Below are 18,164 nucleotides of genomic sequence, written 5' to 3'. Positions count from 1 at the left end.
CATGGTTTCGCCAGGCTGAGCCGGCTCAGCCCTCGTTGCGCGGAATCGCGAAACGGTAGCCGCGGCCGCGCACGGTCTCGATCGGCTTCAGTTCGCCATCCGGGTCCAGCTTCTTGCGCAGGCGGCCGATGAACACTTCCAGCACGTTCGAATCGCGGTCGAAGTCCTGCTGGTAGATGTGCTCGGTGAGGTCGGCCTTGGAGACCAGTTCACCGGCGTGCATCATCAGGTACTCCAGCACCTTGTACTCGTAGCTGGTCAGGTCCACATTGCTGCCAGAGACGCTGACGGTCTGGGCGGCGAGATCCAGTGCAACGGGACCGCATTCCAGCGTCGGCTTGCTCCAGCCGGCGGCGCGGCGCAGCAACGCGTTGACGCGGGCAAGCAGCTCTTCGACGTGGAATGGCTTGACCAGGTAATCGTCGGCACCCTGCTTCAGGCCCTCGACCTTGTCCTGCCAGCTCGAACGCGCGGTCAGGATCAGCACCGGGAACTTCTTGCCTTCGTCACGCAGGGCCTTGATCAGCTCCATGCCCGACATCTTGGGCAGGCCGAGGTCGATGATGCCGACATCGAACGGAACTTCACGCCCCATGTAGAGGCCTTCCTCGCCGTCCTGCGCAGCATCGACGGCAAAGCCTTCGCGCTTGAGCCGGGCTGCCAGGGTCTCACGCAGCGGGGCTTCGTCTTCGACCAGAAGGATACGCATGAACTCTCCCTAGTGTCCTGGGTGTGGCCCGGAGGCCTGTGGGGTACGGGTTGATAGCGACAACTATCCCTGTTCAGGGGTTATCGCCGCGTAGTGATGACATATCCGACCGCGGCGTGCGCGGCTGTGAACGCGACGGGGCGGGGTCGTCCATGTAGCGGACACGGCCCCGGTCGTCCATGTACTTCACCCGGTTGATGTCACGCCCATCGAACGGCACGCGCTCGGCGCCGAGGATGTGGCCGCCGGTGGTGCGCTGCACGCGGCGCACGGCATCGGACAGCGAGCGCTCGTCGCCACGGCCACCGCGCTCGCCCCGCTCCATCATCTCCGCGCGCCCCTGGTCGCCGCGCGGCGGCTGCTGCGCAAGCGCCGACGACAGCGGCACAGCCGACAGCGCCACGCAGGTGGCCAGGGCAATGCGGCGATGGAAGGGAGCGGAAGACATCGATGCGATCCTAGCCGAGCACGGCGATTCGTTCAAAAGTCGTAAATCCGGAAGCCGGGTGCGGGACCCGGCCTTTACAATTCCTTTGCAAATTCTTGGTTTGGGGCAGTGAATCCGATCTGAACTTTTCCGGGCGATGCCGCGAGTTGTTCATCTAGGTGAACATTCGGGACGAATCGCCGCCCCTTGTCAAGTCAGGACCGTGACCGACGTCACGCTGCGGCGCGATCAGCTTCGCGTTCGGTGACCGCCAAGGCCTGTTCGACCAGGCTCCAGTCGGCGCCCGGGCGGTGTGCGCCCTCGCTCAGCACCTGACGGAATGCGCGGCCGCCGGGTTGGCCGTGGAACAGGCCGAGCAGGTGGCGGGTGATGTGCTTCAGCGCCAGGCCTTCGCCCAGACGCGCCTCGACGTAGGGGCGCAGCGCGCGCAACAGGTCACCACGGGCCTGCAGCGGGGCGCCGGTGTGCAGCGCCTCCAGCTGATGCAGCAGGTAGGGGTCGTGGTAGGCCGCGCGGCCCAGCATCACACCATCGACGTGCGCGGCCTGCGCCTGCACCGCCTCGATGCTGGCCAGGCCGCCGTTGATCACCACCGGCAGTGCCGGGCGCTCCTGCTTGAGGCGGTAAGCCCAGTCGTACTTCAGCGGCGGAACCTCGCGGTTCTCCTTCGGCGACAGGCCCTTCAGCCACGCGTTGCGCGCATGCACCACCACCATTGCGGCACCGGCGGCGACCTGGCGGTCGACGAAGGCGGCGAACACGTCGTAATCGTTGTCCTCGTCCACGCCCAGGCGGCATTTCACCGTCACCGGGATGTCGACCGCATCGACCATCGCCGCCACGCACTCGGCCACCAGCACCGGCTCGCGCATCAGGCAAGCGCCGAAACGCCCGGCCTGCACGCGGTCGGACGGGCAGCCGCAGTTGAGGTTGACCTCGTCGTATCCCCACTCGGCGGCAATGCGCGCAGCCTGCGCCAGCAGGGCCGGATCGCTGCCACCCAGCTGCAGCGCCAGCGGCTGTTCGCTGCGGTCGAAGCCGAGCAGGCGCTCGCGGTCGCCGTGGATGACCGCGTTGGCGTGCACCATTTCCGTGTACAGGCGCGCACCCGGCGCCAGCACGCGATGGAACACGCGGCAATGGCGATCCGTCCAGTCCATCATGGGGGCAACGGACAGGCGCAGGGAATCGGCGTAACGGGCGGTGGCGGACGTCATCGGGGCGTTGATCGTGGAGACTGGCATTGCCAGTGAGATCAATAGTTTACACCGCTCGGCTGAATGGCGGCGGCTGGCGCCCGGACAGCGCTGGGGCGCCCGGGCCCGAGGGCCGTCCGCAAGCCGGGCGGCGCCACCCCACAATGACGGGCAACCGGTCACAGTTGTCGCGATTCGTTGACGACGACGAAATATTGACGCCGTTATAGTCCGTCGCTCGCAATGGATTGGACGTGTGGAGCAGATGATGCAGCACAAGCGTTTGAGCAGGACCCTCGCCACCGCGCTGGCGGTCGCCGTACTGGCCATCGGCACGGCAACCGCAGCACCGGCTGCCACCGGGCTGAGCCCGACCTTCACCACCTGCCGTGACAAGGCACAGGGTGCGATCGAGCAGGCCGCCTGCCTGACCTCGGAAAGCGCACGCCAAGACCAGCGCCTGAACCAGGCCTACCGCCAGCTGCAGGCAAAGCTGACTGGCGCAAAGAAGACCAAGCTGGTGAATGCCCAGCGCGCGTGGCTGCAGTCGCGCAGCCGCGATGGCGAACTGGATACCGCGCTGTACGACGATTCGCAGCCCGGCAACCTGCAGGGCGAGCTGAACGATGTGATGCGCCTGAGCGCGCGTGCCGACCAGCTGCAGAAGTATCTGCAGCTGCTGGACTGACCCTTGAGGGGCAGACCCTCTGACTGCACAAGGATGTAAGACATGCCAACCAACATCGATACCCATGATCTCGATGCCACCTCCGGCGCCGTGTATTTCGCCGTCGGCCGTGGTACCGAAGGTGGCCCCGCCTCCTACCATCTGGCCATCGCCGGCATCACCCAGGGCGTGACCGAACCGCACTGGGGCACGGTGAACAAAGTCGCGCAGAACAGCGGTTACAGCCTGGGCGCGATCCAGGTCGACTTCGGCCAGCGCGGCGAGTGGGCGCTGGGCGCCATCGACGGCCACGCACTGAAGGCGGGCGAGACGACCTATGTCGACGCCGTGATCGATCAGGCCAGCACCTATGCCAAGGCGCACAACCTGCCCTTCACCCAGGACCACGCCGACCTGCGCCGCGACCTGCTCAGCCACGGCAATGGCCTGAGCGGGCGCAGCTCGATCCAGTTCATCGATACCAACACGCGCGACAGCATCAACGCCTGGGCCGGTTCGGCCGAGGGCAAGCAGTGGATCCACGCGAACATCGACTACCCGCAGGTGCGCAACGCCACCCGGATCGGCATGGCGATGGTGGACGCACACGGCAGCGGCATCGCCGAGGAAAACCGCTTCGAAGCGATCAGCCTGATCGCCAAGACCGCCAACCAGTTGCCCAGCCAGCTGCCCAAGCTGCAGAAGGTGCTGGAAGAAGGCGGTGACTACGAGGCGCTGCGCGCGAAGGCCGGGCAGATCCGCGAGACCTACCAGTACTTCGACGCGCCCAAGGCCGGCGACATCGCCGTGCGCTACGAAAATGCCTACGCCAACAACAAGGACGCAATGGACCGCGCCCATGCCAAGGTCAGCAGCCGCGACTACTCGCCCGCCGGTGAGCACAACGATGCGGACATCAAGGTGGCGCTGGACCAGATCGGCGCACCGCGCCAGCAGGCCGGTTCGCAGACGTTGAAGGAAGGGTCCAGCGGCCGTGACGTGCTGAAGCTGGAAAGCAACCTGGTCACGCTGGGCTATGCCAGTGCTGACGGCCAGCAGACACTGAATCCGGACCGGCGCTTCGATGCCACCACCCGCAAGGCGGTGGAAGACTTCCAGCGCGCACACAACCTGGACCCGGTGGACGGCAAGGCCGGGCCAGCCACGCTGGCCGCGATCGACCGCGACGCGCGCGAACTGCAGGGCAACCTGGCCGCGCTGGGGCTGACCGACGCCAAGGGCCAGGCCATCGGCAGCGATGGCTATCTGGGCGGTGGCAGCCGCCATGCGATCAATGCTTTCCAGCAGCAGCATGGCCTGCCTGCGACCGGCATTGCCGATGCGGAAACCCGCCAGGCGCTGGCCAATGAAGTGCAGCAGCGTGCGCAGGCGCAGGGCAACACCCCGGAACAGCAGGCAGCGGCCGAGCCTGCACGCGAGACGGTGTACCCGATGTCCGACCCGCGCAGCCCGCAGAACTGGCTGTACACCGAGACCCTGGTGCAGGTGAAGTTCGCCGAGGAAGCGCGTGGCCTGCCCTCCGGCGAGCACAGCGAGAAGCTGGCCGCTGCCCTCACCGTGGAAGCTGCGCGTGCCGGCCTGTACCGGGTTGATCGCGTTGAGCTGAACCAGGATGGCTCGATGGCGCGCGCGGTGCAGGCCAATGCGCTGCACGACGAAAGCGCGTTGAACCGCAATACCGCGCCGGTATCGACCGCTGACGCGATGCGCCAGAGCGTGCAGGAGAACAGCGAGCGGGCATTGCAGGTGAGCGATCAGCAGCGCGAGCAGCAGAAGATCGACCAGCAGACCCAGCATCACGGCCCGCGGGCCATGATGGCGTAAGAGAGCGGGCCAACTGGCCCGTGAGTGCCATTGCCTTGCTCACCCCTCGTCGGCTTGAGGCCGACGAGGGCGTTGGTTGAGGTGCGTCGAGGATTGTCGCAAATGCGAGGTCTTGCGCCCCGGAGCGTGCCCACGCTTCGAGGTAGTGGGCCTCGAGGTGTAGTCGATCCGGTTTGATCGCGTCGACGCTTTGACGACAGATAAGTCCGTCCGGAGCTTTCCCTAAGTGGTCAGTACCCGCCATCCATAGGCGGTCTGCTTCCAGTAGGCGTCCTGGCCATCTCCGGTCCATGCGAACGTCCACGTCTCGCGTGCGCATCCTGGAAGATCGTTGGTAATAGTGATCTTCTCTCCGGAAGCACCATGATGGAAAAGGGCGCGGATGGCTGGCGTCCGAGGTGAATCCCGCTCCCCCCTACAGCGATGGCGAATGGTCAGTGTCCCAAGTGCAAGCGTCCGCTGGTGGACATCCTTGCGTGCGTCCAGCCATCGAACGACTTCGTTCGCTTCGTCAGTTCCGGCGCTGTAGCGCGTGGTCCGATCGACGGCAACCGCAAGGCGGTCCAACGCCATCACTCCCGGCCATGTCGTCGAACCAAGCGCAAGCGCAAAAGCCAACAGACATTTGAATGACACCGAAAAATTCGATTTCATGGATGCTGCTTCCTTGAACACAGAATCGCGTGTCTCCAGCCTGCTTCCATACTCAGAAGATTGGCAATGAGAAAAGCTGCAATCTGCATCATGCGATCCGACGTCTTTCGGGTTTTGCGAACCAGGGAACGACGGCCAAACAACAACTTTTGTTGATAGCGACAGCTACTGACGTCAATGCCAGTTACCGCTCCCAGCCAAGTCGACACACTCATTGCCTCGCACCGGCTTACCCAGTCTGAGAGGCCTCGCCTGCAATCATCCTCCCTCCTGATGCTCGCCTCATGACCGCTATCACAAAGCGCGCCCTGAGCATCGTCTACGCATCCTTGAAGGACGCAGGATTTGTCCGAAGTGGAGCAACTTTTACGAGATGCCACGAGAGTTTCATCGATGTGTGTGCTCGCCCGCTTCATCCCGCGGCGTTGCATGGATTGGACCACCAATCTCAGCGAAACCGACTGCGACGTGAGATGCAGGCCGCTCCCCCAGGCAACAGCGACCATTGGATAGCCGTTGAAAAGGACGCTGATCTGCTCAGGACTGAGGTGGATGCTCTATTGATAGAGAGTGCCCTTCCATTTTCTCAAAGTTCCAGGACATCGATTTCATCTGTGAAGCTCTGACGGTCGCGGCCATTCAGGCTGACACGACGCCGGCACACTTCAGTTCGATCACGCGCGTCGGCAGGGCCCTGCTCGCTGCCCGTGGCAGGCAAAGGCTGACACCGAATCTGCCAAGGCGTTGGCCACATATGGACTCCCCATCTGTAATGGCGCTACCTCACTGAGAAGCCGATTCAGGAAAATTCTGGAAGCTTAGCCGGCCCCAGAACCGACGCAGGCATTGAAACACTGCCGCCTCAGTACCCGCCGCGCGCGCCGCCCACCTGCTCGATCAACGTCTGGCTGGCAGCATTCAGCCCCACCACCGTCACCTTCGCCCCATGTGCGGCCAGCTATTCCTGCGCGCGTTCCAGCGCGGCCGCGGCGGTCAGGTCTCACAGGTGGGCGTCGCGCAGATCAATCTGTACCTTCGGCGTCACGTGCTGGTAATCGAACACCGCACCCAGATGGCCGGCCGAGGCAAGGAACACCTGCCAACGCACGCGGTAGACCTGCGTGTCACCGGCATCGTAACGCTGCATATCCCGCATGCGGCCGAGGAATTCGATGACCATGTTGGCCAGGCCCTGGGCGACGCATTCGCGGTCACGCTCGCTGGGCCTCTCGTCGATGTCCTCAACGTTCTGCGACGATGCCAGACAGCGGAAGGCAGCGAGGCATGCCGCCGCTCTACAATCGGGCCATGGCCACCCACCGCCCGCAGTTCTTCGACCCCACCACCGAACAGGGCGTGCTGCGCCTGTCGATCGCCGCTTCGCTGCTGCTGGCCGCGGCGGCGGTGGTGTTCGGCCTGCTGGCCAATTCCTCGCTGATCATCTTCGATGGCATCTACGGCCTGATCGACGTGGTGATGACCTGGCTGTCGCTGCTGGTGGCACGGCTGATCGCGCTGTCCACCCAGACCGACGCGCTGCAATCGCGGCTCAACCAGCGCTTCACCATGGGCTTCTGGCACCTGGAGCCGATCGTGCTGGGGGTGAGCGGCACGCTGATGATCGGCGCAGCGCTGTATGCGCTGGTCAATGCGGTGGATGCGCTGATGTCCGGTGGCCGCCACATTGCGCTGGGCCCGGCCATCGCCTTCGCCGGGCTGTCCATCGTCGGCGAAGGCGCACTGGCATGGTTCATCCTGCGCGCCAACCGCCGCATCGGCTCGGAGTTCATCGCACTGGATGCGAAGAACTGGGTGATCGCGGCCAGCATGTCGGCCTGCTACCTGCTGGCCTTCCTCGGCGGCGTGCTGGTGCAGGGCACGTCCTGGGCCTGGGTCGGGCCGTACATCGACCCGGCCATCCTTGCCTTCGTCTGCGTGCTGGTGATGATCGCCCCGCTCGGCACCGTGCGCCGGGCGCTGGCCGGCATCCTGCTGGTCACCCCGCCGGAGCTGCAGGCGCACGTGGATGCGGTGGCGCGCGACATCGTCGCCAAGCACGGCTTCGTCGAGCACCGCAGCTACGTGGCGCAGGTGGGGCGAGGCGAGCAGATCGAGCTGTTCTTCGTGGTGCCGGAAAACGACCCGCCGCGGCCGCTGGTGGAATGGGACCAGTTGCGCGACGAGATCGGCGATGCGCTGGGCGAGGCCTCGCCGGACCGCTGGTTGACGATCATGTTCACCACCGACCGCGAGTGGACGATCTAGGCCCGCAGGACGATCGATCAATTTTTTAGTACGTTCTGCAACCCAACGTACGCGGAAAGCGGGCAAAGTAGTCTCCATCGCACCACCCACCCACTGACCAGGAGCATCCCGATGTCCATCGAAAAGGTTCTGTACACCGCCCAGGCCACCTCCACCGGCGGCCGTGAAGGCCGTTCCGTCTCCTCCGACAACGTGCTGGACATCCAGCTGTCGACCCCGCGCGAGCTGGGCGGCGCCGGTGGCCCGGGTACCAACCCGGAGCAGCTGTTTGCGGCCGGTTACTCTGCCTGCTTCCTGGGTGCGCTGAAGTTCGTGGCCGGCCAGGCCAAGGTCGCGCTGCCGGCCGACACCACCGTGACCGGCAAGGTCGGCATCGGCCAGATCCCGACCGGCTTCGGCATCGAAGCCGAGCTGACCATCAACGTGCCCGGCGTGCCGCGCGAGCAGGTGGAAGAGCTGGTGCAGAAGGCGCACATCGTGTGCCCGTACTCGAATGCCACCCGCGGCAACATCGACGTGACGCTGATCGTTGCCTGATGGGGTGCTGCCGGCCAGCGGCCGGCACTACCCGAGCGAGGGAAAAAAATGGGCGGATGCCGGTCGAAACCGAACATCCGCCCATCCCACCTCGGGTGGGCCCCGGCGCGCAGCCGGGGACGCATTCGCTTCTGTAGAGCCGAGCCCCTGCTCGGCTGATCCGTCCGGCGCGGGAACATCCGGCGGAAAAGCAGCCGAGCACGGGCTCGGCTCTACATATCCAAGCCTTACTTCTCGCTCGTGATGAGCTGCACGACGCTGGAGAAATCCAGCTTGCCGCGGCCAGCCTGGTGGTTCATCGAGTACAGGTTGCGGGCCACTTCGCCCAGCGGGATCGAGGCGCCGACACTCATCGCCGCTTCCACTGCCAGCCCCATGTCCTTCAGCATCAGATCGCTGCCGAAACCGCCGCTGTAGCCGCGCGAGGCCGGCGCATTTTCCAGCACGCCCGGCCACGGGTTGCACACTTCGGTAGCCCAGCTGCGGCCAGTGCTGACCGCCATCATCTGCGACAGCACCTTCGGGTCCAGCCCGTGTGCCACGCCCAGCGCAATGGCTTCACCGGTCACCGCCATGATCACGCCCAGCGCCATGTTGTTGCACAGCTTGGCGACCTGGCCGGCGCCGCTGGCGCCCACGTGGAAGATGTTTTTGCCCATCGCCTGCAGCACCGGACGGGCACGCTCCAGCGCGTCCTCTTCGCCACCGACGATGAAGGTCAGCGTGCCGGCCTGGGCGCCTGCGGTACCACCGGAGACCGGTGCATCGATCATCTGCAGGCCACGTGCGGCGGCGGCCTCTGACACCTTGCGCGCGCTGGCCGGTGCGATCGTGCTGCAGTCGATGACCAGTGCGCCATCCGGGATCGCGGCGAGGATGCCGTCGTCGCCCAGGTACACGCCTTCGACGTGACGGCTGGCTGGCAGCATGGAGATCACCACTTCGGCGTCGGCCAGGGTGTCGCGTGCCGACGACGCAGCACTGGCACCGGCGTCAACGGCGGCCTGGACCGCGGCCGGAACCAGATCGAACACGCGCACGCTGTGGCCGTTCTTGACCAGATTGGCGGCCATCGGGCCACCCATGTTGCCCAACCCGATGAATGCAATGCGGCTCATGCAAGGCTCCTTTCAACAAGGGGAGAGCCCAGGTCGGCCAGCGGATGCGCGGCATCGGCCCAGGGGGAAGCAAAGAAGGTGTCGGCCCACGCGCCGGTGGCCCCGGCCAGGGTGGCCGGGTTCCACTGCGGATTGCGATCCTTGTCGATCAGCAGCGCGCGGATGCCTTCGGCGAAATCACCATGGGCGGCGCAATGCAGGGCGACGATGTACTCCAGGCGGTAGATCGCGGCCAGATCCTGGCCGGCGCTGCGACGCTGAAGCTCGAAGGCCAGCCGCGCCGAACCCGGCGCACCGGCAGCAAGGGTCTTCTGAGCCGCCTGCAACCAGGCGTCGTCGGTCTGCAGGCCGGTAATGCGCGCCACGATGGCCTGCAGGTCATCGCCTTCGCACAGCGCCTCGACCTGTGCCGCATTGGCCAGCAGTGGACCGGTCGCAGCATCACTGGCATGCGACTGCAGCAGGTGGGTCAGGCGTTCGTGGTTGTGTGCGGGGTGGCTGGACCAGGCCACCTGCAGCAGCGCATCGAACACTGCACTGCGGCGCTCTTCGGCCACGTGCACATCGGCCAGGCCGGCATAGATGGCATCGCCCGGGTTGAGCAGTGCACCGGTCAGGGCCAGGAACAGGCCGCCCTTGGCCGGCACCCGCGGCAGCAGCCAGCTGCCACCGACATCGGGGAACAGGCCGACGGTGATTTCCGGGAAGGCCAGCTTGGAACGTTCGCTGACCACGCGGTGGCTGGCACCGGACATCAGGCCGATGCCGCCGCCCATCACAATGCCATGGCCCCAGCACAGGATCGGCTTGGCGTAGGTGTGGATGAGGTAATCGACGCGGTATTCGACGTCGAAGAACTCGGCAGCATAGGCGTTCTGGCGGATGTCGCTGTGGCCGGCCTCGCGGAAGGCGACCATGCTCTTGTACAGGCTGTGCAGGTCGCCGCCGGCGCAGAACGCCTTTTCACCGGCGCCCTGCAGCACCACCATGGCGATGCCGTCGTCGTCGGCCCAGGCATTCAACTGCTTCAGCAGCAGGTGCGCCATCGGCAGCGAGAATCCGTTGAGCGTGCGCGGCGCGTTGAGCGTGGCGATGCCGATGCGCGTGCCATTGCCGGCCACGCGCTCTTCGAACAGCACCGGTGCGTCGTCGGCAGCGGTGTCGATGCTCATGCGTTCTTCCACTGCGCGGTGCGCTTTTCCAGGAAGGCGGTTACGCCCTCGACCTGGTCGGCGGTGTCGAACAGGTCGACGAAGGCTTCGCGCTCGGCCACCAGCGCCGAGGCGTGGGTGCCGGCGCGGGTGGCCTGTACCAGCGTCTTGCAGGCGGCTATGCTGGTCGGGCTCTGCTTGCCGGCCTTCTTCGCCCATTCCAGTGCCAGTGCCTTGGCTTCGCCCTTGCCGACCTTTTCTTCGGCCAGGCCAATGCGCAGTGCGGTCTCGGCATTGATGCGCTCGCCCAGCAGGATCATGCGCTTGGCCCAGCCCTCGCCCACCAGGCGCGGCAGGTTCTGGGTGCCACCGGCACACGGCAGCAGGCCGACGGTGGCCTCCGGCAGCGCCACCTGGGCGTGGTCTTCGATGATGCGCAGGTCGCAGGCCAGTGCGCATTCCAGGCCACCGCCCATGGCGTAGCCGTTGATGGCGGCGATCGACACGCCACGGAACCCGGACAGCGCTTCGAAGGCTTCACCGAAGCAACGCGCGGCCTCGCGCGCAGCGGCCTTGTCGCCGGAGGCGAACTGGTTGAGGTCGGCACCGGCGGAGAAGAACTTCTCGCCGTTACCGGTAATCACCAACGCGTAGATGTCGCGGTCTGCGTTGAGCGCGCCCACCAGGTCGCGCAGCGCCGACAGGCTGTGCACGGTCCAGGTGTGCGCCGGCGGGTTGTTCAGGGTGACCACGGCGGTATGGCCGTCGGCCTCGACCTTCAGGCCCACGTGCTCCTGGGTACGCCAATCCTTCATCGCAGTTCCTCTTCGGTGTTGAGCAGGTGACGGGCAACGATCACCCGCATGATCTCGTTGGTGCCTTCCAGGATCTGGTGCACACGGCAGTCACGCAGCAGGCGTTCGATCGGGTATTCACGGATGTAGCCGTAGCCACCGTGGATCTGCAGCGCTTCGTTGCAGACGTTGAAACCGGCATCGGTAGCGAAACGCTTGGCCATCGCGCACCACACGTTGGCGTCGCTGGCACCGGCATCGAGCTTGCGTGCGGCGGTGTGCACCATCTGCCGCGCGGCCACCAGCTGGGTGACCATGTCGGCCAGCTTGAACTGCAGCGCCTGGAATTCGGCCAGCGCCTTGCCGAACTGGCGGCGCTCGCCCATGTAGCGGCGTGCGGCATCCAGCGCACCTTGCGCGGCACCCAGCGAACAGGCGGCGATGTTGATGCGGCCGCCGTCGAGCCCCTTCATCGCCAGTTTGAAGCCGCCGCCTTCCTCTCCCAGAAGGTGGCTGACCGGCACGCGGACGTTTTCGAAGGTGATGCCGCGGGTGGGCTGGCTGTTCCAGCCCATCTTCTCTTCCTTGCGGCCGAAGCTGATGCCCTGCAGGTCCGACGGCACGGCAATGGCGCTGACACCACCGGCACCGGCACCGCCGGTGCGCGCCATCACCACCAGCAGCTCGGTGGCCCCGGCGCCGGAGATGAAGGCCTTCGAGCCGTTCAGCACATAGAAGTCGCCATCGCGCACGGCGGTGGTCTTCAGCGAGGCCGCATCGGAACCGGCGCCCGGCTCGGTCAGGCAGTACGAGGCCAGCTTGCTGCCTGAGGACAGGTCGCTGCCCCAGGCATCGCGCAGTGCCGGCTGGCCCCACGTGGACACCATCCACGAGGCCATGTTGTGGATGCTGATGTACGCCGCCGTCGACGGATCGACGTTGGCGAGCTCCTCGATGACGACGGCGGCGTCCAGCCGGCTCAAGCCGCTGCCGCCCACTTCCGGGTCCATGTACAGACCGCAGAAGCCCAACTCACCGGCCTTGGCGATCGCCTCGCGCGGAAAGATGCCCTCCGCATCCCATCGCGCGGCGTGTGGCGCCAGTTCGGCCTGTGCGAAGTCGCGCGCTGCCTCGCGGTACGCCTGCTGTGCTTCGTCCAGTTCCGTCGTCATCGAGTGGCTCATGGCTGCTCCTGCCGTTACTTCAGGCTGATCGTGGTGTTGACGCCGTGGCTCAGCGTCTCGTCATCGAACCAGCGCGCGGTGACCGTCTTGGTCTGGGTGTAGAACAGCACCACCTGCTTGCCGTACGGGCCCAGGTCGCCCAGCTTGGAGGCGCGCGAACCGGTGAACGAGAACAGCGGCACCGGCACCGGGATCGGCACGTTGATGCCGACCTGGCCGACGTCGATGTCTTCCTGGAACTTGCGCGCGGCAGCGCCGGACTGGGTGAACAGTGCGGTGCCGTTGCCGTTCGGGTTGCTGTTGACCATCGCGATGGCGTCTTCCAGCGTCTCTGCTTCGAGGATGACCAGCACCGGCCCGAAGATTTCTTCCTGGTAGATGCGCATGTCGGTGGTGACACCGGCAAAGATGGTCGGGCCGACGAAGTTGCCCTTCTCGAAGCCATCGACCTGCGGCTTGCGGCCATCCAGCACCAGCTTGGCACCCTGCTCCACGCCCGAGGCGATCAGGCCTTCCACGCGCTCGCGGGCGCTGCAGGAGATGACCGGGCCGACGTCGGTGCCGGCCACGGTGCCGGCACTGACCTTCAGGGTCTTGGCCTTTTCAACCAGATCCTGCACCCAGTTGCGCGCTTCACCGACCAGCACCAGGGTGGAGGCGGCCATGCAGCGCTGGCCGGCCGCACCGAAGGCGGCGCCGACCATCGCGTTGAGGGTCTGTTCCTTGTTGGCGTCCGGCAGCACCACGGCGTGGTTCTTGGCGCCCATCATGCACTGCACGCGCTTGCCGGCCAGCGAGGCACGGTTGTACACGTGGGTGCCGACGCGCGTGGAACCGACGAACGACACGGCCTTGATGTCCGGGTGGTCGCAGATCGCGTTGACCACTTCTTCGCCGCCGTGGACGACGTTCAGCACGCCCTTCGGAATGCCGGCTTCCAGGGCAAGCTCGACCAGGCGCATGGTGACCATCGGGTCCTGCTCGGACGGCTTGAGGATGAAGGTGTTGCCGGTGGCGATCGCCATCGGGAACATCCACAGCGGAATCATCGCCGGGAAGTTGAACGGGGTGATGCCAGCGCACACGCCCAGCGGCTGCATGATCGTGTAGGTATCCACGCCATTGGCCACGTTGTTGGCCAACTCACCCAGCTGCAGGTTGCCGATGGCGGCCGCATGCTCGACCACTTCCAGGCCGCGGAACACATCGCCTTCGGCGTCGGGCAGGGTCTTGCCCTGTTCGGCGGTGAGGATGTGGGCCAGCTCGCTCATGTTCTCGCGGATCAGCTGCTGGTACTTCAGGAAGATGCGCGCGCGGGTGCCGATCGGGGTCTTGCGCCAGGTCTTGAAGGCTTCCTTGGCGGCGGCGACGGCGGCGTCCACTTCTGCGGTGGTGGCGAAAGGCACCTTGGCCAGCACGTCCTGGGTGGCCGGATTGATCACGTCCTGCCAGTGGGAGGTGGCCGATTCGATGAACTGGCCATCGATCAGCATGCGGATACGGGGCGCTTCAACAGTCATGACGACAATCCCACGGGCTCGAAAGATGCTTGGCATTATTCACAGCAGCCACCTCGATTTCCGGCCTGAATCCGCTTAATCTGGCCAACACGCCAGACGATTCATGTTAATTCTGTGAATTATTCATCCAGCCAGCGGCAGCTTGGCCTTCGCTTGCTGCGGCTGCGCGAGCAGCGCGGCTACAGCCAGGTGGATCTGGCCCGCGCCTTGGGCCTGTCGGCCAGTTACCTGAACCAGATCGAGCGCAACAAGCGCCCACTCACCCCGGCCGTTCAGAAGAAGCTGGGCGAAGTATTGGGCGACGTTTCCTCACTATTCGACGAAGATGAGCCTGCCGCGCTGCAGGAAGCGCTGGGCGAAACCCTGCGCGACCTGGGCCTGGCGGAGGTCAGCGCGACCGAGCTGCGCGCCTTGGCCGGCAACCTGCCGCAGGTCAGCCGCGCCCTGCTGGATCTGCACCGCCGCCACCTGGCGCTGCGTGAGCATGCCGCCGCCCTGGAGTTCCAGCTGGGCGAACCCGGCGCCGGCAGCATCCTGCCCGCAGGCGACCAGGTGCGTGAGTTCTTCAACCGCATGCACAACCACATTCCCGAACTGGACGAGCTGGCCGAGCGTCTGTTCGCCGAGTGGGGGCTGTCGCCCGGGCACGTGGCACCACGCCTGCGCCAGCTGCTGGCCGACCGCCACGGCGTGCTGGTGGAAGTGGCCGCGCTGCAGGCCGGGCGCGAGAAGCGCCAGTACGATGCCGAAGCACGGCGGCTGTGGTTGCCGGACTACCTGGAGCCAGGCCAGCAGGCATTCCAGATGGCCGCCGAGCTGGCCCTGCACGGCTACCTGCCGCAGATCGATGCGGTGGTGGCACGTGCCGGCTTCACCGATGAGGCACGCATCGCTCAGGCCCGCATCGGTCTGTCGAACTATTTCGCTGGCGCCCTGGTGATGCCGTACATGCGCTTCCTGCGTGCGGCCGAGGCCAGCAGCTACGACATCGAACTGCTGGCACACCAGTTCGGCGTCGGCTTCGAAGCGGTCTGCCATCGGCTGAGCACGCTGGCACGGCGCAGCGCGCCCGGGCTGCCGTTCTTCTTCATCCGCGTGGACCGCGCGGGCAATGTGTCCAAGCGCCATTCGGCCACCGACTTCCACTTCTCGCAGGTGGGTGGTTCGTGCCCGCTGTGGATCGTCTACGAGGCGTTCAACCAGCCCGGGCGCATCCTTACCCAGACCGCGCGCATGCCCGATGGGCGACGGCATTTCTGGCTGGCACGGCAGGTCAGCAGTGGTCCGGTCGGTCATGGCCAGCCGCGCAAGACCTTCGCGGTGGCGCTGGGCTGCGATCTGCAGCATGCCGAACGGCTGGTGTATTCGCTGGGGCTGGATGTGCAGAGCCCGGGCAATTCGGTGTCGATCGGCCCGGGGTGCCGGGTGTGCCCGCGCGAGGACTGCATGCAGCGCGCGTTCGCGCAGTTGCCGGGGCGGTAGGGTTGGTTCGGCAGGGCTGCGCCCTGCACCCCTGTAGAGTCGAGCCATGCTCGACTGAAGCAACGGGTAGGTGCCCACCTTGGTGGGCACGCTCTGGCCGTGCGCGAAATGCATCCACGCGTGGCGTGGATCTACTAATCCCAATACACGGTCAGCACGCGGTGGCCTTGCGAGGGTACGGGGGCGTCGATGTGCTGGCCGTAGGGCCAGCCTTCACCCACACCGTCGCATTCCAGACCCTGCAGCCAGCCTTCCACGGTCTCGACGTCGGCGCGGGTGAGCACGTGCACGTTCTCTGCGGCAGGCCATTCGCTGTCGTCTTCCAATGCGCTGCTCCAGTCCTGGTGCAGGCCTACATACACGCCTTCCACCTCGGGCTTTTCGGCAATCGCGGCCAGGCGCGCGTACAGCTCGGCAATCGGCGGACGGCCGAAACCCCATTGGTTGGGCGCGATGCATTCTTCGAAATCATTGCCTTCGAAGTACGCGGCCAGTGGCACCACCGGCAGGTGCTCCGGGTCGCGGGCATCAAGGCGTTCAAGCAGATCCAACAGTTCCTGGCGGGCAGACATCCACAGCTCCTTGCAGCATGAAGCACGATTGTATCGATCGCGCTCAGTAGATCGGCGTCACCTTCATCTGCGGCAGCGGACGCGGTGCGCCGTCGGTCAGGTCAGGGCCCAGGTCCTCCCAGGTTCGGCCCTGCTCGACCATCTGCGCCCACAGCTGCTGCGAGCCGCGACGCTTGTCTTCCGAGCCCAGCTTGTACGACGGCGGTGTCGGTTCGCCGCGAGCGACCATCGAGTACGCCGCGCGATAGGCCAGTACCTGCTGCGCCGGGTCGTCGGTACGGGCCACTTCCAGCGTGTACCGTTGGTAGGCCGAGGCCAGGTTGCGCCAGCGGATCCAGTAGTGGTTCTCGAACGAGAACGAACAGAACCGCGCACCGGCCAGGCTGCCCTTGTCGGCGATGCGGGTCAGCACCTCCTGCGGCATGTCCAGGTTCATGCCACCTTCGTCGCCCTGCAGGCTCACATGCACGATGCGGTCGCGATAACCCGGCGCGCGCGCCTGCAGCAGGTCGCGCCAGTTCTGCATGGTCGCCACCACCGCGAACAGGAAACGCCCCAGCTCGGCTGCGGCCAGCGGCGTGGCAATGGACTGGTAATGCCGTTGCCAGCCGTGGCGGTTCTCGGTGGGCAGGAACACGGCATGCTCCAGTGCCTGCCGGCTACCGCTGCCCTGGCTCACGTCTTCGGCGTGCTGCGGGTAGACCAGGTTGATGGCGAAGGTCGGCCAGCGCGGCAATGCGGCGTCAAACAGATGGATCGGGAAGTTGCTGCTGATGCCACCATCGGAGAACCAGCAGATGCGGAAGGCGGTGATCACCGGACCGCAAGCCTGCCCGGCGCTGGTCAGCCCTTCCATGCTGTCGGCCACGTTGTGCTCGGGGTCGGCCGCCGGCGCGGTGGGTTCGCAGCGGCGCTCGCGGCGCGAGGGTTCGTGCAGTGGCACCGCGCTGATCAGCAACGGGAAGCTCAGGCTCATGCGTGTGGCCACCAGCACCGGCAGCTTCGGGCCCTGCGGCAGGTGGTAGTACTGCCGCCCCTCCACGTCCAGCGGCGGGCCAGCCTGATCCACCAGCCACTGCACCACGCTGGCCGGGAACAACTGCTCGAACTCTTCGCGCAGGAACCAGAACTGCGCGCCGCCCAGTGGCAGCGTACGCGGCTCGTTGTGCGAGACGCAGGTGGTGATCATCTGCAGGCTGATCGCGTGCGGGCTGTCCGGCTCGCCGGCATAGCGCGGTGCGTCGTGCAGGTCGGCGAAGGTCAGCGGTGCATCAAGTGGCTTGCCTGACAACTGCTGCAGGCACTCATGCAGCCACTCGGTCAACGCCGGTTTGCGTGCATCGCGGCCGAGGCCACTGCACAGGCCCAGCAGGTTGCGCCGTGCCACGCGGGCCACGCGCAGCACGGCACCGGCCACACCGGCACCGTAGGCGCACAGCAGCGACGGCAGCAGCGTGGCGGCCACACCGCTCCAGCCGCCGCCCCACCCGCCCAGGCCCAGCAGCAGCGCCAGCGACACCAGCACTTCCAGCGGCGCGATCTCGAATACCGCCACCGCCAGGCACAGCAGCTTGTGTGGCAGGCCCGCATTGCCGGTCAGCACCACCAGCAGCCGATAGGCCGCACGCGCGCCCCGCGCCGGTTGGAACAGGCTGTAGATGAACCCGCGCCGCGACAGCTGCGCCGACACCGCCGACAGCCCCCCATAACCGGCATCACTGGGCAGGTGCTCGCCGGCCTGCTGGCGACGATCGCCGCATGCCGCCGCAGCCGCCACCGCCGCAGCAATGGCGCCGGCCGAGGTACCGCCGATGCTCTTGAAGCGATACTCGCGCGCCAGCGCCAGTACCGCATTGGGGTACACGATGCCGCTGGTGATGCCGCCTTTCATGACCAGATCGCAGTACTTCGCCGCCACGAGCCACCTCCCGTCTGTCGATGCCCAGTATGGCAAGCGGCGCTCTCACGGCCTGAGAAACGGACCAGAGCCCCGAGCTTTCATTGATCCTTGACCATTGCCCT

At 66.1% G+C, this 18,164-nt stretch carries 17 protein-coding genes; 5 read left to right on the top strand and 12 right to left on the bottom strand.

Translation table 11 applies throughout. The features are described 5' to 3' along the window. Positions 1-25 precede the first annotated feature (25 nt). From AC5P9W_RS10610 to dusA, 3 genes are all read right to left on the bottom strand, one after another. Entirely contained in the window at positions 26-709 is a 684-nt protein-coding gene (locus AC5P9W_RS10610) for a response regulator transcription factor (protein WP_053520384.1), read from the bottom strand. Between the two features lie 73 nt (positions 710-782). Further along, positions 783-1,157 carry a hypothetical protein gene (locus tag AC5P9W_RS10605; RefSeq protein ID WP_058979781.1) on the bottom strand — a complete coding sequence of 125 codons (375 nt, stop codon included), beginning with the start codon at positions 1,155-1,157 and terminating at the stop codon, positions 783-785. A gap of 212 nt (positions 1,158-1,369) precedes the next feature. Beyond that, positions 1,370-2,401, bottom strand: a complete 1,032-nt coding sequence (gene dusA / locus AC5P9W_RS10600; protein WP_111101768.1) for a tRNA dihydrouridine(20/20a) synthase DusA — start codon at positions 2,399-2,401, stop codon at positions 1,370-1,372. A gap of 220 nt (positions 2,402-2,621) precedes the next feature. Between dusA and AC5P9W_RS10595 the strand changes: the two genes are divergently transcribed. Together AC5P9W_RS10595 and AC5P9W_RS10590 are read left to right on the top strand one after the other, a co-directional pair. Then, positions 2,622-3,041, top strand: coding sequence for a lysozyme inhibitor LprI family protein (locus AC5P9W_RS10595; protein ID WP_024956209.1), 420 nt, complete (start codon positions 2,622-2,624; stop codon positions 3,039-3,041). Positions 3,042-3,083: 42 nt separating this feature from the next. Further along, positions 3,084-4,865, top strand: coding sequence for a peptidoglycan-binding domain-containing protein (locus AC5P9W_RS10590; protein ID WP_021203769.1), 1,782 nt, complete (start codon positions 3,084-3,086; stop codon positions 4,863-4,865). A 222-nt stretch (positions 4,866-5,087) separates the two neighbouring features. On the opposite strand, the gene AC5P9W_RS10585 is transcribed toward AC5P9W_RS10590, so the two are convergent. Both AC5P9W_RS10585 and AC5P9W_RS10580 read right to left on the bottom strand, forming a co-directional pair. Next, entirely contained in the window at positions 5,088-5,519 is a 432-nt protein-coding gene (locus tag AC5P9W_RS10585) for a hypothetical protein (RefSeq protein ID WP_146256770.1), read from the bottom strand. A 1,000-nt stretch (positions 5,520-6,519) separates the two neighbouring features. After that, positions 6,520-6,699: a hypothetical protein gene (locus AC5P9W_RS10580; protein WP_021203768.1), complete on the bottom strand. Its 180-nt coding sequence runs from the start codon at positions 6,697-6,699 to the stop codon at positions 6,520-6,522. A 104-nt stretch (positions 6,700-6,803) separates the two neighbouring features. On the opposite strand from AC5P9W_RS10580, the gene AC5P9W_RS10575 reads away from it, so the two are divergent. Beyond that, positions 6,804-7,784, top strand: coding sequence for a cation efflux transmembrane domain-containing protein (locus tag AC5P9W_RS10575; RefSeq protein ID WP_206621622.1), 981 nt, complete (start codon positions 6,804-6,806; stop codon positions 7,782-7,784). A 111-nt stretch (positions 7,785-7,895) separates the two neighbouring features. After that, a complete protein-coding gene (locus AC5P9W_RS10570; RefSeq protein WP_004153735.1) occupies positions 7,896-8,321 on the top strand; it encodes an organic hydroperoxide resistance protein in 426 nt (141 codons plus the stop codon). 227 nt (positions 8,322-8,548) lie between these two features. Here the strand turns inward: AC5P9W_RS10570 and mmsB are convergent, their stop codons facing one another. Genes mmsB through AC5P9W_RS10545 form a run of 5 tightly spaced genes read right to left on the bottom strand, consistent with a single transcriptional unit; the run spans position 8,549 to position 14,088 of the window. Then, positions 8,549-9,439: a 3-hydroxyisobutyrate dehydrogenase gene (gene mmsB, locus AC5P9W_RS10565; protein WP_021203766.1), complete on the bottom strand. Its 891-nt coding sequence runs from the start codon at positions 9,437-9,439 to the stop codon at positions 8,549-8,551. Further along, complete coding sequence (locus tag AC5P9W_RS10560; protein ID WP_155028810.1) at positions 9,436-10,611, bottom strand: enoyl-CoA hydratase/isomerase family protein; 1,176 nt, start codon at positions 10,609-10,611, stop codon at positions 9,436-9,438. Before AC5P9W_RS10560 ends, mmsB begins: the two co-directional genes overlap by 4 nt. Then, positions 10,608-11,405, bottom strand: a complete 798-nt coding sequence (locus tag AC5P9W_RS10555) for an enoyl-CoA hydratase (RefSeq protein ID WP_495219176.1) — start codon at positions 11,403-11,405, stop codon at positions 10,608-10,610. Before AC5P9W_RS10555 ends, AC5P9W_RS10560 begins: the two co-directional genes overlap by 4 nt. Beyond that, positions 11,402-12,568 (bottom strand): acyl-CoA dehydrogenase family protein, encoded by a 1,167-nt coding sequence (locus tag AC5P9W_RS10550; RefSeq protein ID WP_111101765.1) that lies wholly within the window; start codon positions 12,566-12,568, stop codon positions 11,402-11,404. Before AC5P9W_RS10550 ends, AC5P9W_RS10555 begins: the two co-directional genes overlap by 4 nt. Before the next feature lie 14 nt (positions 12,569-12,582). Continuing rightward, positions 12,583-14,088 carry a CoA-acylating methylmalonate-semialdehyde dehydrogenase gene (locus AC5P9W_RS10545; protein WP_019661851.1) on the bottom strand — a complete coding sequence of 502 codons (1,506 nt, stop codon included), beginning with the start codon at positions 14,086-14,088 and terminating at the stop codon, positions 12,583-12,585. Positions 14,089-14,202: 114 nt separating this feature from the next. On the opposite strand from AC5P9W_RS10545, the gene AC5P9W_RS10540 reads away from it, so the two are divergent. Continuing rightward, on the top strand, positions 14,203-15,570 hold the full coding sequence (locus tag AC5P9W_RS10540) for a helix-turn-helix domain-containing protein (RefSeq protein ID WP_019661852.1): 1,368 nt from the start codon (positions 14,203-14,205) through the stop codon (positions 15,568-15,570). A gap of 134 nt (positions 15,571-15,704) precedes the next feature. On the opposite strand, the gene AC5P9W_RS10535 is transcribed toward AC5P9W_RS10540, so the two are convergent. Beyond that, positions 15,705-16,142 (bottom strand): YfbO family protein, encoded by a 438-nt coding sequence (locus AC5P9W_RS10535; RefSeq protein ID WP_111097697.1) that lies wholly within the window; start codon positions 16,140-16,142, stop codon positions 15,705-15,707. Between the two features lie 43 nt (positions 16,143-16,185). Further along, a complete protein-coding gene (locus AC5P9W_RS10530; protein ID WP_167693005.1) occupies positions 16,186-18,033 on the bottom strand; it encodes a patatin-like phospholipase family protein in 1,848 nt (615 codons plus the stop codon). Positions 18,034-18,164: the final 131 nt, after the last annotated feature.

Source organism: Stenotrophomonas sp. YJH_SMC_33, assembly GCF_059372295.1.
This window is presented reverse-complemented; position numbering and strand designations above follow the sequence as displayed.

Coding starts and splice junctions, on each gene's coding strand:
- AC5P9W_RS10580 (WP_021203768.1), bottom strand. CDS start 6,699: ATGGTCATCGAATTCCTCGGCCGCATGCGGGATATGCAGCGTTACGAT.
- AC5P9W_RS10535 (WP_111097697.1), bottom strand. CDS start 16,142: ATGTCTGCCCGCCAGGAACTGTTGGATCTGCTTGAACGCCTTGATGCC.
- AC5P9W_RS10550 (WP_111101765.1), bottom strand. CDS start 12,568: ATGAGCCACTCGATGACGACGGAACTGGACGAAGCACAGCAGGCGTAC.
- AC5P9W_RS10590 (WP_021203769.1), top strand. CDS start 3,084: ATGCCAACCAACATCGATACCCATGATCTCGATGCCACCTCCGGCGCC.
- AC5P9W_RS10555 (WP_495219176.1), bottom strand. CDS start 11,405: ATGAAGGATTGGCGTACCCAGGAGCACGTGGGCCTGAAGGTCGAGGCC.
- AC5P9W_RS10545 (WP_019661851.1), bottom strand. CDS start 14,088: ATGACTGTTGAAGCGCCCCGTATCCGCATGCTGATCGATGGCCAGTTC.
- AC5P9W_RS10575 (WP_206621622.1), top strand. CDS start 6,804: ATGCCGCCGCTCTACAATCGGGCCATGGCCACCCACCGCCCGCAGTTC.
- AC5P9W_RS10570 (WP_004153735.1), top strand. CDS start 7,896: ATGTCCATCGAAAAGGTTCTGTACACCGCCCAGGCCACCTCCACCGGC.
- AC5P9W_RS10560 (WP_155028810.1), bottom strand. CDS start 10,611: ATGAGCATCGACACCGCTGCCGACGACGCACCGGTGCTGTTCGAAGAG.
- AC5P9W_RS10605 (WP_058979781.1), bottom strand. CDS start 1,157: ATGTCTTCCGCTCCCTTCCATCGCCGCATTGCCCTGGCCACCTGCGTG.
- dusA (WP_111101768.1), bottom strand. CDS start 2,401: ATGCCAGTCTCCACGATCAACGCCCCGATGACGTCCGCCACCGCCCGT.
- AC5P9W_RS10595 (WP_024956209.1), top strand. CDS start 2,622: ATGCAGCACAAGCGTTTGAGCAGGACCCTCGCCACCGCGCTGGCGGTC.
- mmsB (WP_021203766.1), bottom strand. CDS start 9,439: ATGAGCCGCATTGCATTCATCGGGTTGGGCAACATGGGTGGCCCGATG.
- AC5P9W_RS10530 (WP_167693005.1), bottom strand. CDS start 18,033: ATGAAAGGCGGCATCACCAGCGGCATCGTGTACCCCAATGCGGTACTG.
- AC5P9W_RS10610 (WP_053520384.1), bottom strand. CDS start 709: ATGCGTATCCTTCTGGTCGAAGACGAAGCCCCGCTGCGTGAGACCCTG.
- AC5P9W_RS10585 (WP_146256770.1), bottom strand. CDS start 5,519: ATGAAATCGAATTTTTCGGTGTCATTCAAATGTCTGTTGGCTTTTGCG.